Origin of the sequence: Burkholderia paludis, assembly GCF_000732615.1 — a bacterium.
Lineage (GTDB): Bacteria > Pseudomonadota > Gammaproteobacteria > Burkholderiales > Burkholderiaceae > Burkholderia > Burkholderia paludis.
This window is the reverse complement of sequence record NZ_JPGL01000031.1, coordinates 38450-54447: the sequence shown is the minus strand read 5'-3', so window position 1 is coordinate 54447 and position 15998 is coordinate 38450. Positions and strand designations below refer to the sequence as shown.

The 15998-nt window shown below is 69.8% G+C and carries 15 protein-coding genes; 13 read left to right on the top strand and 2 right to left on the bottom strand.

What is annotated here, in order from left to right; genetic code table 11:
• Positions 1–103: 103 nt before the first annotated feature.
• The 7 genes from GQ56_RS0120440 to bioB all read left to right on the top strand — a co-directional run bounded on the left by GQ56_RS0120440 (position 104) and on the right by bioB (position 7421).
• Positions 104–781, top strand: coding sequence for an SDR family oxidoreductase (locus GQ56_RS0120440; RefSeq protein WP_031400389.1), 678 nt, complete (start codon positions 104–106; stop codon positions 779–781).
• 37 nt (positions 782–818) lie between these two features.
• Positions 819–1256 (top strand): YchJ family protein, encoded by a 438-nt coding sequence (locus GQ56_RS0120435; protein WP_031400388.1) that lies wholly within the window; start codon positions 819–821, stop codon positions 1254–1256.
• A 105-nt stretch (positions 1257–1361) separates the two neighbouring features.
• Positions 1362–2627 (top strand): dienelactone hydrolase family protein, encoded by a 1266-nt coding sequence (locus GQ56_RS0120430; RefSeq protein WP_031400387.1) that lies wholly within the window; start codon positions 1362–1364, stop codon positions 2625–2627.
• 489 nt (positions 2628–3116) lie between these two features.
• The gene (gene bioA / locus GQ56_RS0120425; RefSeq protein ID WP_031400386.1) at positions 3117–4463 is read left to right on the top strand and encodes an adenosylmethionine--8-amino-7-oxononanoate transaminase; all 1347 of its coding nucleotides are present in this window, start codon (positions 3117–3119) and stop codon (positions 4461–4463) included.
• Entirely contained in the window at positions 4460–5644 is a 1185-nt protein-coding gene (gene bioF / locus GQ56_RS0120420; RefSeq protein ID WP_031400385.1) for an 8-amino-7-oxononanoate synthase, read from the top strand. The genes bioA and bioF overlap by 4 nt, the downstream gene beginning before the upstream one ends.
• Complete coding sequence (bioD, locus tag GQ56_RS0120415; RefSeq protein ID WP_031400384.1) at positions 5641–6360, top strand: dethiobiotin synthase; 720 nt, start codon at positions 5641–5643, stop codon at positions 6358–6360. The genes bioF and bioD overlap by 4 nt, the downstream gene beginning before the upstream one ends.
• A 41-nt stretch (positions 6361–6401) precedes the next feature.
• On the top strand, positions 6402–7421 hold the full coding sequence (gene bioB, locus GQ56_RS0120410; RefSeq protein ID WP_031400383.1) for a biotin synthase BioB: 1020 nt from the start codon (positions 6402–6404) through the stop codon (positions 7419–7421).
• A gap of 87 nt (positions 7422–7508) precedes the next feature.
• Here bioB and GQ56_RS0120405 read toward each other — a convergent pair whose 3' ends face one another.
• Entirely contained in the window at positions 7509–8426 is a 918-nt protein-coding gene (locus GQ56_RS0120405) for a LysR family transcriptional regulator (RefSeq protein WP_031400382.1), read from the bottom strand.
• 259 nt (positions 8427–8685) lie between these two features.
• On the opposite strand from GQ56_RS0120405, the gene GQ56_RS0120400 reads away from it, so the two are divergent.
• The 6 genes from GQ56_RS0120400 to GQ56_RS0120375 all read left to right on the top strand — a co-directional run bounded on the left by GQ56_RS0120400 (position 8686) and on the right by GQ56_RS0120375 (position 14596).
• Positions 8686–9468 (top strand): 5-oxoprolinase subunit PxpA, encoded by a 783-nt coding sequence (locus GQ56_RS0120400; protein WP_031400381.1) that lies wholly within the window; start codon positions 8686–8688, stop codon positions 9466–9468.
• Positions 9469–9484: 16 nt separating this feature from the next.
• Positions 9485–9727, top strand: a complete 243-nt coding sequence (locus tag GQ56_RS0120395; RefSeq protein ID WP_031400380.1) for an acetyl-CoA carboxylase — start codon at positions 9485–9487, stop codon at positions 9725–9727.
• A 4-nt stretch (positions 9728–9731) separates the two neighbouring features.
• Positions 9732–11189, top strand: coding sequence for an acetyl-CoA carboxylase biotin carboxylase subunit (locus GQ56_RS0120390; protein ID WP_031400379.1), 1458 nt, complete (start codon positions 9732–9734; stop codon positions 11187–11189).
• On the top strand, positions 11186–12061 hold the full coding sequence (locus GQ56_RS0120385) for a 5-oxoprolinase subunit B family protein (protein ID WP_031400378.1): 876 nt from the start codon (positions 11186–11188) through the stop codon (positions 12059–12061). The genes GQ56_RS0120390 and GQ56_RS0120385 overlap by 4 nt, the downstream gene beginning before the upstream one ends.
• Complete coding sequence (locus tag GQ56_RS0120380) at positions 12051–13046, top strand: 5-oxoprolinase subunit C family protein (protein WP_031400377.1); 996 nt, start codon at positions 12051–12053, stop codon at positions 13044–13046. Before GQ56_RS0120385 ends, GQ56_RS0120380 begins: the two co-directional genes overlap by 11 nt.
• Before the next feature lie 194 nt (positions 13047–13240).
• The gene (locus GQ56_RS0120375) at positions 13241–14596 is read left to right on the top strand and encodes a purine-cytosine permease family protein (RefSeq protein WP_031400376.1); all 1356 of its coding nucleotides are present in this window, start codon (positions 13241–13243) and stop codon (positions 14594–14596) included.
• Positions 14597–14882: 286 nt separating this feature from the next.
• Here GQ56_RS0120375 and GQ56_RS0120370 read toward each other — a convergent pair whose 3' ends face one another.
• Entirely contained in the window at positions 14883–15971 is a 1089-nt protein-coding gene (locus GQ56_RS0120370) for a suppressor of fused domain protein (RefSeq protein WP_031400375.1), read from the bottom strand.
• Between the last annotated feature and the right edge of the window lie 27 nt (positions 15972–15998).

Below are 15998 nucleotides of genomic sequence, written 5' to 3'. Positions count from 1 at the left end.
GTCCGGGGCGGCCGCCGCGCCGGGCGCGCGGCCGCGCGACGCACCGCATGAATCCGACACCGGCATGGCCGCCCCGGCGGCATCAGGACAAGGAGCGACGGGCATGAAAACCGTATTGATCGTCGGCGCATCGCGCGGCCTCGGCCGCGAATTCGTCAGGCAATACCGGCGCGACGGCTGGAACGTGATCGCCACCGCGCGCGACGACGCATCGCTCGACGCGCTGCGCGCGCTCGGCGCTCAGGCGCATGCGCTCGACATCACGCAGCCCGAGCAGATCGCGGCGCTCGGCTGGAAGCTCGACGGCGAGCGGCTCGATGCGGCCGTGCTGGTGTCGGGCGTCTACGGGCCGCGCACCGAGGGCGTGGAGACGATCACCGCCGAGGATTTCGACGCGGTGATGCATACGAACGTGCGCGGGCCGATGCAGTTGCTGCCGATCCTGCTGCCGCTCGTCGAGGACGCGCGCGGCGTGCTGGCCGTCGTGTCGAGCCGGATGGGCAGCATCGCCGAAGCGACCGGCACGACCGGCTGGCTGTACCGCGCCAGCAAGGCCGCGCTGAACGACGCGCTGCGCATCGCGTCGCTGCAGACGCGCCACGCCGCGTGCATCTCGCTCCATCCCGGCTGGGTGCGCACCGACATGGGCGGCGCGCAGGCCGCGATCGATCCGGAAACCAGCGTGACCGGCATGCGCCGCGTGATCGCCGAATCCGGCGCGGACGTGTCGCAGGCAAACGGCCGCTTCTTCCAGTACGACGGTGTCGAGCTGAGCTGGTAGGCAGCCGACAACCTGGCGTCGTTAATTCCCGTTTCGCATGATTTCGAACCGACCTGACGCGTGCCCGTGCGGCGGCGCGTCCCCCGCTCCCGCCGGCAACGCGCCGGCGCCCCGCTATGCGGCCTGCTGCGGCCGCTTCATCGACGGCGGCGAAGCCGCGCCCACCGCGCTCGAGTTGATGCGTTCGCGGTACAGCGCATACGTGCTCGGCGCGACCGGCTACCTGCGCGCGACGTGGGCCGCGCGCACCTGCCCGCCCGATCTCGACACCGACCCCGACGCCCCCGACGCGCCGCGCTGGCTCGGCCTCGCGGTCAAACGCCATGCGCCGCTCGACGAACGGCACGCGGAGGTCGAATTCGTGGCCCGCTACAAGGTCGGCGGACGCGCTTACCGGCTTCACGAGACGAGCCGTTTCGAGCGCGACGAACACGGTTTCTGGCGCTATGTCGACGGCGAAGTAAGCGAACGCTGACAAAAGGTTGCTGTGTCAGACGCCGGGTAATTCCCGCATTGCACAACCCGATTTTGTCGGGCTACGATGGCCTCGAATTGGTCATGTTGCATGGCGGGCTTACGAATGGCGTTCAGCAAGGTATTGGTGGGATGGATGGCGGCCTGTGCGCTGTCGGCCGCTCAGGCCGGTACGCTGACGAATGCCGATACGGGGTCGGGCGCCACCGGGTCGCTCGCCCATGCCGAGCGATTCGACTACGGCGATTCGAACCTGCCGCAGGTCGCGTCCGACCTCAACGAACAGGTCCTGCGCATTCCGGCCGACGCGTCGGGCAGCGTCACGCTCGAGGCCACGCTCTTCAAGCCGGACGGCCCCGGCCCCTTCCCGCTCGTCGTCTTCAATCACGGCAAGAACACCGGCGATCTCCATCTGCAGCCGCGCAGCCGGCCGCTCGCGTTCGCGCGTGAATTCGTGCGCCGCGGCTACGCGGTGATCGCGCCGAACCGCCAGGGCTTCGCCGGCTCGGGCGGCACGTACCAGCAGGAAGGCTGCAACGTCGAGAAGAACGGTCTCGCGCAGGCGGCCGACGTCGACGCCACCATTCGCTACATGTCGCGCCAGTCGTACGTCGATGCGTCGCGCATCGTCGTCGCGGGCACGTCGCACGGCGGCCTCGTATCGGTCGCGTACGGCACCGAAGCCGCGCCGGGCGTGCGCGGCATCATCAACTTCTCCGGCGGGCTGCGCCAGGACCTGTGCGACGGCTGGCAGCGCAATCTCGTCGACGCGTTCGACCGGTACGGCGCGCACACGGCCGTGCGCTCGCTCTGGCTGTACGGCGACAACGATTCGGTGTGGACGCCCGGGCTCGTCGCGCAAATGCACGACGCGTACGTGTCGCACGGCACGCAGGCCCGGTTCATCGATTTCGGCCGCTACAAGGACGACGCACACCGGCTGATCGTCGATCGCGACGGCGTGCCCGTGTGGTGGCCGGCCGTCAACGCCTTCCTCGCCCAGCTGAACCTGCCGACCTCGGTGCGCTATGCGGTCGCGAACCCGCACGAGCCGAAGGCGAGCGGCTATGCGTCCATCGACGCGGTCAACGCGGTGCCGTATCTCGACGACGCCGGCCGCGAAGGCTATCGCCGTTTCCTGAACCAGCATCCGAGCCGCGCGTTCGCGGTGTCGTCGGAAGGCGCCTGGTCGTGGGCCGAAGGCGGCGACGACCCGATGGCGCTCGCGCTCGACAACTGCGCGAAGCAGGACGCCGGCGCGTGCCGGCTGTATGCGGTCAACGACCACGTCGTGTGGAACACGACCCAGACGGCCGACAACGGCGGCGACGACACGCGCGACATCCATACGCGCGCGCTGGCCTCGCGCTGACAGGGCGGCGGCCTGCGCCGCCCCGTTTCCGGTTTGCCCTTCCCCTCTTTTTCGTCGCGCCGCGCACGCGGTACGCATCGCACGCCGGCGTAACCGGCCGTCGCGCGACTTCGCGCGGGTTCCGCTGCGCCTTTTTTGCTGTCGTTCCTGCCGACCGTTCACGAATCGCATCGGCCGCCTCGTCCCGCGCCGGCGATCTTCCGTCGCTCGATCCCCGATTTTTTCCCCCCGCGCACCCGCCTCGCCTCCGATTTTTTTCGGTTGGGGGGTGTCGCTCGACCGTCGTCATCTGCGGTCATTTCGGGGCATCTGGCGAGTACCGTCCCGAGCCGCCCCGATCTGCGCCGAACTCCCGCCCGGCAAGGCTTTGCGGCGTTTGTAACCACTAGTGCAACGGGCCGCGGAACACGCTAATCTCAGCGCGTTTCGTGTCCCGGCCGCCTGGCATCCCGTCGATGCCGCGAAGCCGTTTTATCCCCCGGAGCCACCTTGAGTACGCCAGCCACCGACGACTGGGTCGCGCGCAGCCTGCGCGCGGTCTGGCATCCCTGCACCCAGATGAAGCATCACGAGCGCCTGCCGCTCATTCCGATCGCACGCGGCTCGGGCCTGTGGCTGTACGACCGCGACGGCCGCCGCTACTTCGACGCGATCAGCTCGTGGTGGGTCAACCTGTTCGGCCATGCGAACCCCGACATCAACGCGGCGTTGAAGGATCAGCTCGACACGCTCGAGCACGCGATGCTCGCCGGCTGTACGCACGCGCCCGCGATCGAGCTCGCCGAGCGGCTGCACGCGCTCACCGCGCGCACGCTCGGCCATGCGTTCTTCGCGTCGGACGGCGCGTCGGCCGTCGAGATCGCGCTGAAGATGAGCTTCCACGCGTGGCGCAACCGCGGCCGCGCGAACAAGCAGGAATTCGTGTGCGTGGCGAACAGCTACCACGGCGAGACGATCGGCGCGCTCGCCGTGACCGACGTCGCGCTGTTCAAGGACGCGTACGACCCGCTGATCCGCCACGCGCACGTGGTCGCGTCGCCCGATGCGCGCGGCGCGCAGCCGGGAGAGACGGCCGCCGACGTCGCGGGCCGCGCGCTCGCGAACGTGCGGCGCCTGTTCGTCGAGCGCGGCGACCGGATCGCCGCGCTGATCGTCGAGCCGCTGGTGCAGTGCGCGGCCGGCATGGCCATGCACGATCCGTCGTACGTACGCGGGCTGCGCGCGCTGTGCGACGAATTCGGCGTGCACCTGATCGCCGACGAGATCGCGGTGGGCTGCGGCCGCACCGGCACCTTCTTCGCGTGCGAGCAGGCCGGCGTCTGGCCCGATTTCCTGTGCCTGTCGAAAGGCATCAGCGGCGGCTACCTGCCGCTGTCGCTCGTGCTCACGCGCGACGACGTGTTCGCGGCGTTCTACGACGACGACACGACGCGCGGCTTCCTGCACTCGCATTCGTACACGGGCAACCCGCTCGCGTGCCGCGCGGCGGTCGCGACGCTCGACCTGTTCGCGCGCGACGACGTGCTCGTGCAAAACGCCCGCAAGTCGGCCGCGCTGCGCGCCGCGCTCGCGCCGCTCGACGCGCATCCGCAAGTGCGCCACCTGCGCGAACGCGGCACGCTGTTCGCGTTCGACGTCGCGCTCGACGGCGACGCGGCGCGCGACTTCTCGCGGCGCTTCTTCGAACTCGCGCTCGAGCGCGAGCTGCTGCTGCGCCCGATCGGCACGACCGTGTACCTGATGCCGCCGTACGTGATGAGCGACGACGACATCGCATGGCTCGCGCAGCGCACGCGCGACACGCTCGAAGCCACACTGGCGGAGCGTGCGCAATGAGCCTGCTCGACACCCTGCAACGCGGCCTCGCCGACCTCGACGCCCAAGGGCTGCGCCGCGTGCGCCGCATCGCCGACACTGCGTGCGACGCGCGCATGACCGTCGACGGCCGCGAGATCGTCGGCTTCGCGAGCAACGACTATCTTGGCCTTGCCGCACACCCGGCGCTCGTCGCCGCGTTCGCCGAAGGCGCGCGGCGCTACGGCTCCGGCAGCGGCGGCTCGCACCTGCTCGGCGGCCATTCGCGCGCGCACGCGACGCTCGAGGACGAGCTCGCGGGCTTCGCGGGCGGCTTCTCCGACGCGCCGCGCGCGCTGTACTTCAGCACCGGCTACATGGCGAACCTCGCCGCGATGACGGCGCTTGCCGGCAAGGGCGCGACGATCTTCTCCGACGCGCTGAACCACGCGTCGCTGATCGACGGCACGCGGCTGTCGCGCGCGAACGTGCAGATCTACCCGCATGCGGACACGGCCGCGCTCGCCGCGCTGCTCGACGCATCGGATGCCGAAACGAAACTGATCGTCAGCGACACCGTGTTCAGCATGGACGGCGACCTCGCGCCGCTCGCCGAACTCGTCGCGCTGGCGGAGCGCCACGGCGCGTGGCTCGTCGTCGACGACGCGCACGGCTTCGGCGTGCTCGGCCCGCAGGGTCGCGGCGCGCTGGCCGCCGCCGCGCTGCGCTCGCCGCATCTCGTGTACGTCGGCACGCTCGGCAAGGCGGCCGGCGTCGCGGGTGCGTTCGTGATCGCGCACGAGACCGTGATCGAATGGATGATCCAGCGCGCGCGCAGCTACATCTTCACGACGGCCGCGCCGCCCGCCGTCGCGCATGCGGTATCGGCCAGCCTGAAGGTGATCGCGGGCGACGAAGGCGACACGCGCCGCGCGCATCTCGCCGCGCTGATCGCGCAGACGCGCGCGCTGCTGCGCAAGACGCGCTGGCAGCCGGTCGACTCGCACACCGCCGTACAGCCGCTCGTGATCGGCGGCAACGACGCGACGCTCGCGGCAATGCGCGCGCTCGACGCGCACGGCCTGTGGGTGCCCGCGATCCGGCCGCCGACGGTGCCCGCGGGCACGTCGCGGCTGCGCGTGTCGCTGTCGGCCGCGCATTCCTTCGACGATCTCGCGCGGCTCGAAGCCGCGCTGGTCCAGGCCAGCGAGGACGCCGCATGAACGCCCCGCTCTCGGTTTTCGTCACCGGCACCGACACCGAAATCGGCAAGACCTTCGTGTCGGCCGCGATGCTGCACGGTTTCACGCGGCACGGCCTGCGCGCGGCCGCGCTGAAGCCCGTCGCGGCCGGCGCGTACGAACGCGACGGCGTGTGGCACAACGAGGACGCCGACCAGCTCGACGCGGCCGCGAACGTCGTGCTGCCGCCCGGGCTGCGCACGCCGTTCCTGTTGAAGGCCCCGGCCGCGCCGCATATCGTCGCCGCGCAGGAAGGCGTGACGCTCGACCTCGACACGATCGTCGCGTGCCATCGCGAGGCGCTGACGCGCGCGGACGTCGTCGTCGTCGAAGGCGCCGGCGGCTTTCGCGTACCGCTGAACGACACCCAGGACATGGCCGATCTCGCGGTCGCGCTCGGCGTGCCCGTCGTGCTCGTCGTCGGCGTGCGGCTCGGCTGCATCAGCCACGCGCTGCTGACGGCCGACGCGATCGCCGCGCGCGGCCTCACGCTCGCGGGCTGGGTCGCGAACCACGTCGACCCGGCCATGTCGTTCCCGGACGAGAACGTCGCGACGATCCGCGACTGGCTCGCGCGCGAGCATCGCGCGCCGCTGCTCGGCCGCATCGCGCACATGAATCCGGCCGCCCCCGAATCCGCCGCGCCGATGCTCGACATCGCCGCGCTGGTCGAGACGCTGCGCGCCGCGCAACATTGACCTTACCGATCCCCCAATCCCGCCCAGGACAGGAACACAACATGACCCAAGCCCAGAGCTCCACCGTGCAACCCGACGCGATTCCCGTAGCCGCTCCGGCCTCGCAGCGCTGGCGCGTCGCCGACGTCGTCGCGCTGTTCGCGCTGCCGTTCAACGACCTTCTGTTCCGCGCGCAGCAGGTCCACCGCGAGCATTTCGACGCGAACGCGGTGCAGCTGTCGACGCTGCTGTCGATCAAGACCGGCGGCTGCGAGGAAGACTGCGGCTACTGCTCGCAATCGTCGCATCACGACACGGGCCTGAAGGCCGAGAAGCTGATGGACGTCGACGCGGTGCTCGACGCCGCACGCACGGCGAAGGCAAACGGCGCGAGCCGCTTCTGCATGGGCGCCGCATGGCGCAACCCGAAGGAGCGCCACATGCCGGCGCTGACCGAGATGGTGCGCGGCGTGAAGGAACTCGGCCTCGAGACCTGCATGACGCTCGGCATGCTCGAGGACGAACAGGCGCAGCAGCTCGCCAGCGCGGGCCTCGACTACTACAACCACAACCTCGATACGTCGCCGGAGTTCTACGGCCAGGTGATCTCGACGCGCACCTACCAGGACCGGCTCGACACGCTCGATCGCGTGCGCGACGCGGGCATCAACGTGTGCTGCGGCGGCATCATCGGGATGGGCGAATCGCGCCGCGAGCGCGCGGGCCTGATCTCGCAGCTCGCGAACCTGAACCCGTACCCGGATTCGGTGCCGATCAACAACCTCGTCGCGATCGAGGGCACGCCGCTCGAAGGCACCGCGCCGCTCGACCCGCTCGAATTCGTGCGCACGATCGCGGTCGCGCGGATCACGATGCCGAAGGCCGTCGTGCGTCTGTCGGCCGGCCGCGAACAGCTCGACGACGGGCTGCAGGCGCTGTGCTTCCTCGCCGGCGCGAACTCGATGTTCTACGGCGACCAGCTGCTGACGACCAGCAACCCGCAATCGCAGAAGGACCGCGCGCTGTTCGAGCGCCTCGGCATCCGCGCGAGCGACGCGGACGCGATGTCGGCGAACGCGTAAGCGGCGCCGGCGGACGCGCCGCGCCCGCCGACGAACCAGCCGGGACCTGTCCCGGCTTTTTTACGCCCCCATGGCCGGCGCGCGCGCTCAGCCCGCGCCGCCCAGCGCCCGCGGCTCCATGAACGTATGCCGGAAGTAATCGCGCACCGCGTGCATCGCGGGGCTCGGCTCGATGTTCTTGCGCCACGCGAGGCCGACGCTCATCGGCGGCACCGCGTCGCGCAGCACGATCGTCTCGATGCGCCGCCCTTCGAGCGACCACGGGCGATACACCATGTCGGACAGGATCGCGACACCGCTGCCGTTCGCAACCATGCTGCGCACGGCCTCGACCGACGACGTGCGCAGGATCACGTTGGGCCGGTACGGCGTCTCGTTCCAGTAACGCAGCGCCGTCTGCCCCGCTTCGTCGACCGTCAGCATCACGAACGGCTCGCGCGCGACCTCGGCGAACGTGACGCTCTCGCGCTTGAGCAGCGGATGATGCGCGCCGACCCACAGCCGGCGCACCGAATGGATCACGGGCTCCAGCACCAGCTCCGGATTCGATACGTTCGACGTGAGCAGCACCGCCATGTCGTAGCGGCCCGCGATCAGCCCCTCCTCGATCGACTCGCGGTTCAGTTCGTGCAGGTGAATCGTCAGTCGCGGATAGAGCGTGTTCAGCCGCAGCACGTGATGCGGCAGGAAGTAGCCGAGCACCGTGTAGCTCGCGGCGATCGCGAGCGTGCCGGTCAGCGTGCTTTCGAGGTTCGGAATCCGCATCGCCTCGTCGACCGACGACAGGATCGTATACGCGTGATTGAGGAAACGCCGCCCGGTATCGGTGAGCGTCACGCCCGCCGGCGTGCGCAGAAAGAGCTGCGTGCCGAGGCTGTCCTCGAGTTCCCGGATCGCACTCGTCACGGCCGACTGCGAGATCGTGAGCTGGATCGCGGCCTGCGAGATCTGGCCGAGCTCGGCGGTCGCGACGAAGTACTTGAGCTGTCTGAGGGTCAGGGCCATGGTCGAATGGAAAACTGATGAGCACGCGATGAACATCATATCAATCACGCAACGCCCCTGAACCGGACCGCGTGGAAACCCTGCCACGCCTGCCCTGGCGGCCTTGGACAGCCGCTTTCGGCAGTATCGATAAAATCGATACGGTCGCATATAAAAATAGAACTATTTTGACGCCCCCCACACGGCTAACCTGCGTTCAACACGGTTTCGGCGTGCGCCACGGCACACGCGAACCGGAGAACCAGGAGGAGCACACCGTATGAGGAAGCACAGCGTCGACCTGAACTCCGACATGGGCGAAGGCTTCGGCCCGTGGACGATCGGCGACGGCGTCGACGAGCAGATCATGCCGCTGATCAGCTCGGCGAACATCGCCACCGGCTTTCATGCCGGCGACCCGAACATCATGGCCCGCACCGTGCAGCTCGCGCGCGACGCCGGCATCGGCATCGGTGCGCATCCGGGCTTTCGCGATCTGGTCGGCTTCGGCCGCCGTACGATCGCCGAAGCGCCGCAGGCACTCGTCAACGACATCCTGTACCAGCTCGGCGCGCTGCGCGAGTTCGCGCGGCTGCACGGCGTGAGCCTGCAGCACGTGAAACCGCACGGCGCGCTCTACATGCATGCGGCGGCCAGCGAGGCGTTCTCGCGCCTGCTGATCGAGACGCTGCAGCGCGTCGATCCCGGCCTGTGGCTGTACTGCATGGAGGCGTCGGTCACATACCGCGTCGCCGCCGAATACGGGCAGCCGGTGATCCGCGAGTTCTACGCGGATCGCGACTACGACCGCAGCGGCTCGATCGTGTTCACCCGCCGCGTCGGGCGCCTCGACCCGCGCCAGGTTGCAGACAAGGTGCTGCGCGCGTGCATCGACGGCAAGGTCCGCACGGTCGAAGGCGACGACATCGACATCGATTTCGATTCGGTCTGCATCCACAGCGACACGCCGGGGGCGCTCGAGCTCGTGCGCGAGACGCGCGATGCGCTGACGCGCGAAGGCATCCGCACCGCCGGCCCGCAGCCGCGTACCGCGCAACACTGATTCAAGGAGACACACGATGGCATTGCACGATATCGTCAGCCCGCTGCCGGGCACCTTCTACCGGCGCCCGTCGCCCGATGCGGACTACTACGCCGCGCTCGACGCGACGGTGGCCGCCGGCGCGGTGGTCGGCCTCGTCGAAGTGATGAAGCAGTTCACGGAAATCGAAGCCGAGGTGGCAGGCCGCGTCGTCGAACTGCTCGTCGAGGACGGCGAGCCGGTCGACGCGGGCCAGGTGCTGATGCGGATCGAGGGGTGACGCGATGAATACGGCAACCTCCTCCGGCGCGTTCTATCGTCCGTCGCGCATCAAGACCCTGCTGGTGGCGAATCGCGGCGAGATCGCGGTGCGCGTGATCCGCGCGGCGCGCGAGCTGGGCATGCGCGCGGTCGCCGTGGTCAGCGACGCGGATCGCGACAGCCTCGCCGCGCGCATGGCCGACGAAGCGATCCACATCGGCTCGTCGCATGCGGCCAGGAGCTACCTGAACCCCGCCGCGATCCTCGACGCCGCACGGCAGTGCGGCGCGGACGCGATCCATCCCGGCTACGGCTTCCTGTCCGAGAACGCCGCGTTCGCCGCGCAGGTCGAGGCGGCCGGGCTGATCTTCGTCGGCCCCGACTCGCGGATGATCGCGACGATGGGCGACAAGGCGCGCGCCCGCGACACCGCTCGACGCGCGAACGTGCCGACGGTGCCCGGCAGCGACGGCGTCGTGCAGTCGCTCGACGACGCTCGGGCGGTTGCCGCGCGCATCGGCTATCCGATCATGATCAAGGCGGCCGCGGGCGGCGGCGGGCGCGGCATCCGCGTCGCACACGACGCCGCGCAGCTCGACGCCGAACTGCCGCTCGCACAGCGCGAGGCGCAGGCCGCGTTCGGCGACGGCGGCGTCTATCTCGAACGCTTCATCGCGCACGCCCGGCACATCGAGGTGCAGGTGCTCGGCGACGGCCGCGACGCCGTCCACCTGTTCGAGCGCGAATGCTCGCTGCAGCGGCGCCGCCAGAAGATCCTCGAGGAAGCGCCGTCGCCGTCGCTCACGGGCGAGCAACGCGACGCGCTGTGTGCGTCGGCCACGCGCCTCGCGCGCGAAGTCGGCTATTGCAGCGCGGGCACGCTCGAATACCTGTTCGACGACGCGCGCGGCGAGTTCTACTTCATCGAGATGAACACGCGTATCCAGGTCGAGCATCCGGTGACGGAGGCGATCACCGGCATCGATCTCGTGCGCGAGACGCTGCGCATCGCCGACGGCGAGCCGCTGCGCTTCACGCAGCGGGACATCGCGATGCGCGGCGCGGCGCTCGAATGCCGGATCAACGCGGAGGACCCGCTGCAGGATTTCCGCCCGAACCCCGGCCGGATCGACACGCTCGTCTGGCCGACCGGCCCCGGCGTGCGGATCGATTCGCTGCTGTACCCGGGTTACGTCGTGCCGCCGTTCTACGATTCGCTGCTCGCGAAGCTGATCGTGCACGACGAGAGCCGCGCGGCCGCGCTGCAGCGGCTCGCGCGCGCGCTCGGCGAACTGCACGTCGGCGGCGTGAAGACCACCGCGCCGCTGCACGTCGCGCTGCTCGCGGACGACGACGTGCGCGCCGGGCGCTACCACACGAATTTTCTCGAAGCGTGGATGCCGCAGTGGCGCGAAGCCGCGGCGGCCGCCGCGTGCGAGCCCGCTGCCGAGGACGCCGCGCGCGTCGGGGAGGCCCTGTGACGACCCGTTATACATTCGGCGGCGACGAGTTCGTGTTCGTCGAAATCAGCGAGGCAATGTCGCTCGACGCATTCTTCAAGGGCACCGCGATCACGCGCGAACTGCAGCGGCGCGCGGTGCCGGGCGTCACCGAGATCTGTCCGGCGAATGCGTCGTACCAGGTGCGCTACGACCCGGACGTGATCGCCCCCGACGCGCTCGTCGCGCTGCTGAAGACGATCGAGGCCGACGTCGGCGAAGCACCGCTCGAGCTCGACACCCGCATCGTCGAGATCCCGGTGCTCTACAACGACCCGTGGACGCATGAAACGCTGATGCGGTTTCGCGAGCGCCACCAGGACCCGTCGTCGACCGATCTCGAATACGCGGCGCGCATCAACGGCAAGACGAGCGTCGACGACTTCATCGCCGCGCACTCGGGCTCGCCCTGGTTCGTGTCGATGGTCGGCTTCGTCGCGGGCCTGCCGTTCATGTACCAGATGGTCGAGCGCGCGCGCCAGCTCGAGGTGCCGAAATACCTGCGGCCGCGCACCGACACGCCGAAGCTCACCGTCGGCCACGGCGGCTGCTTCGGCTGCATCTACTCGGTGCGCGGCGCGGGCGGCTACCAGATGTTCGGCGTGACGCCCGCGCCGATCTTCGATCCCGCGCAGCGGCTCGACTACCTGCGCGACTTCATGGTGTTCTTCCGACCCGGCGACATCGTGAAGTTCACGCCGATCGACCGCGATGCGTACGACGCCGCCGTGGCGGCCGTCGAGGCCGGCACCTTCTCCCTGCGCGTGCGACCCGTGAAATTCTCGCTCGACGCGTTCCTGCGCGATCCCGACGCGTACAACCGCTCTCTCGTCGAGGTACTGCATGCAAGCTGACGCGCACAACGTGATCGAGGTCGTGAAACCCGGCCTCGCGACGTCGGTCCAGGACACCGGCCGGCAAGGCTGCTACCACGTCGGCATTCCGCCGTCGGGCTCGCTCGACCAGTACGCATCGCGTGCGGCGAACCTGCTGGTCGGCAATCCGGAAGAGGCGGCGGTGCTCGAATGCACGCTGCTCGGCCCCGAGCTGATGTTCCATGTCGACGCGCTGATCGCCGTCACGGGCGCCGAGATGACGCCGAAGATCGACGGCGTCGGGCAGCGCTGCAACGTCGCGCTGCGGATCCGCGCCGGCAGCGTGCTGTCGTTCAGCTACGTGAAGGGCGGCGCACGCGCGTATCTGGCCGTCGCGGGCGGCATCGACGTGCCGGTCGTGCTCGGCAGCCGCTCGACGTACGCGCTCGGCGCGATCGGCGGACATGCGGGCCGGCGTCTGCAGAAAGGCGACCGGCTGCCGATCGGCGCCGCCTCCGGCACGGGCCGCGAAGGGCGCGAACTGCCGGCATCGGTGAGCCGGCCGCTCGACAGCCAGGTCGAACTGCGCGTGCTGACGGGCCTGTATCACCACCGGCTCACCGACGCCTCGGCGCAGAGCTTCTTCGACGACGAATGGACGGTCGCGCCCGAGGCGGACCGCATCGGCTACCGCTACAAGAACGGCCGCCCGCTGCAGTTCCAGCCGCGCGAGCAGCCGTTCGGCGCAGGCGCCGATCCGTCGAACATCGTCGACGCGTGCTATCCGATCGGCTCGATCCAGGTGCCGGCCGGGCTCGAGCCGATCGTCCTGCTTCGCGACGCGGTGTCGGGCGGCGGCTACGCGACGATCGGCACGGTCATCAGCGCCGACATGGACCTGATCGGCCAGATGCAGCCGAACCACCGCGCGCGCTTCGTGCGCGTGACGATGGCCGACGCGCTCGCGGCGCGCCGCGAGTACCAGCGGCGCCTGGCGCTGCTGCGCGCCATGCTGCGGGACTGAGCGCCGCCCGCGTTTCACGCCTTCCGCTCTTCGCTGTCCGTTACCTGCCCGCGCGGCCGTCCGCCGCGCGGCGGGGACGCTTGTGCCTCGTTCTTGCCGAACCGGCTGCCCGCCCGACGTCGGGGCAGCCCCGCGGATCGCACATGCCGCGGCCGAGACGTCGTTCGCAGTTTTGCTCACCAAGGAGCACGATCATGGCCAACCCGGCTCAGGCACGCGCCGACGAGAATCTCGACCTGTCGACGCTCGCCCTTCCCGAACACGCGCGCATGCCGCCCTTTTCATTGACGATGGCGTGGTGGGCCGTGTGCAGCGCGGTGTTCTACATCGTGGTCGGCGCGACGCTCGCGCTCACCTACGGCGCACGCAACGCACTGATCGGCATGGCGCTGTCGGTGGTGTCGTACGGCGTCGTCAACGCGATCATCAGCCGCTACGCGATCCGCACCGGCCTGTCGGTCGCGCTGTTCTCGCGCGTGCTGTTCGGCAGCGCGGGCGCGGCGCTCGCGACGCTGATCTTCTTCGCGACGGCGATCTACTACGCGGTGTTCGAAGGTTCGGTGATCGCGGTCGCCGCGCATCACCAGTTTCCGGCGCTCGACTACCGGTGGGCCGCGCTGATCGTCGTCTGCTACAGCGTGCCGCTCGTGTTCGGCAGCGTGCAGCACTGGCTCGACAAGTTCAACGGCGTGCTGCTGCCGTTCTACCTGCTCGGGCTGCTCGCCGCCGTCGCGCTCGCAACGGCCGAGTACGGCTATCACCCGGCCTGGCTCGATTTCGGCCCGGCGGGCGTACCGCCCGCCGGCGGGTGGTGGCACTGCTTCGTCAGCTACATGGGCGTGTGGGTGCTGATGATGTTCACGTTCGACTACGCGCGTTTCGGGCGCAAGGAAGACGCCGGCTATCACGGCCGCTTCAACTTCGGGATGCCGTTCTATCTCGTCACCTTCCTCGTCAACGGCGCGGCCGGCATCTACCTCGTCAGCACGATTCCGGGGCTCGGTACGTTATCCGAAGTGTCGGTCGTGCTCGCGCTGCTGAAGCTGATGGGCGTCTGGGGGCTGCTGTTCGTGTGGGTCACGCAATCGCGCATCAACACCGCGAACTACTATCTCGCGACCGTCAACATGCAGGCGTTCTTCCTGAAAGCGGCCGGCCTGCGCGCGCCGAAATTCGTGTGGGCGCTGGTGGTCGGCGCGGTCGTCTATGCGCTGATGATGGCCGACATCTTCTCGCGGATCCTGCAGGCGCTCGCGTACCAGGGCATCTTCGTCGTCGCGTGGGTCGGCGTCGCGCTCGCGCACATCCTGTCGGCGCGTTACGGGCAACTGGTGGGCGACGACGTCGAATGCCGCGACGCGCACGTGCCGGCATTCAACCCCGGCGGGTTGACCGCATGGTTCGCCGGCGCGTTCGCGGGGCTGCTGCTGAACCAGGCGACCGGGTTCGTCGCATCGCTGTCCGCACCGGCGACCTTCGTCGTGTCGTGGGCGGTCTACCACACGTTGCTGGGCACCGCGAAGCGGTCGTGGTTCGTCCGCAATACGTGACGGTGCGCGCGGCAGCGGCGCGCACCGCAAGTCACACGTGCGACGCCGCGCCGTCGAGCACGGCGCGCACGCGCCCGACGCGCTGCTCGTCGACCGCCGCCAGCACCTCGCCGCGCGGCGCGCACGCCCGAGCCGAAGACCAGCAACCCGCAGTCGCAGAAAGGCCGCGCGCTGTTCGAGCGCCTCGGCATCCGCGCGAGCGCGCGACGCGGACGCCATGTCGGCGAACGCGTAAGCGGTAGCGCCGCCGGACAACCAAAGGGCCGGGGCATGCCCCGGCCCGCTTTCACCCGATCGTCTGCACCGCGGTGCCCTGCGCGTCGCGGATCACGGTCTTCTCGACACGCCAGCGCACCCCGTCGAGCCCGTCGACCGCATACTCGCCGGCCCGCGGCTTCAGCGTGCCCGCCAGCGCGTGCACCGTCGCATCGGCGAGCCGCAGCGTCAGCGCGCCATCCTCTTCCGTGACGCCGTTCGCGTCGCCGCGCACGAACCGGACCGCGCCGTCGTGACCGACAAGGCGAAGCGGCCGGTCGAACGGCAAGCGCAACGGCAGCAGCGTGACGAGTTCGTCGACCTGCCGCGCGCCGACGGTGATCTCGACGACGGGCGCGCGCAGCAGCCGCTTGCGCGTTTCCCATCCGAGCACGTCGGTGAACAGGTAGCCGCTCGACGAGCCGTCGCGCTGAGTGCCGGCGTCGACCTGCGCACGCACGTCCGCGCGCTCGAGCAGCGACGCGCGGCCGAGATCGGTCACCCACATCGGCATGAGCGGCAGCAGCGTGTCGAGCAGCGCGCGCGTGCGCCAGCGCTTTGCGGCGCGCTCCTCGTCGAGCGTCAGCCCGACGACCTGCAGGAACGCGAGACGGCCGTGCGGCGTGTCGATCGCGGGCAGCGCCGGATCGAACGCGAAACCCATCGACCAGAGCTGCGTGTCCGTGTCGAGCGCAATCGGGCCGTTGGCCGCCATCCAGTGGCCGTCGTCGAACGCGTTGCCGCTCTCGAACACGTAGCGCGCGAGATTCTGCAGGAAGCTGAACACCCAGCGCGGCGGTTCGGGGTCGGCGGCGGCGCACGCGACGCGCATCGTCAGCTCGAATCCGAAGCCGCTGACGGCCGGATCGTCCGACTCCTTCGCATACAGCTCGCTCAGCCCGTACGTGACGAAATGCCAGTGCGGCACGGGATCGGCGCGCTTCCATACGCTGATCCCGTCGAGCGGATCGGGGCCGCCGAGCCGCCACTTGATCGCCGTGCCGTAGTGCTTCGGTTCCTCGCCCGGATAGAGGCGCGCGAGCGCGCCGTCGATCGCGTCCCAGCCGGGTGCGGCGGCGTCATCCGCGCCACCCTGTTCGCCGTGTGTCGTGTCGGTCATGCGACCCTCTCTCTCGTTGGTATCCGA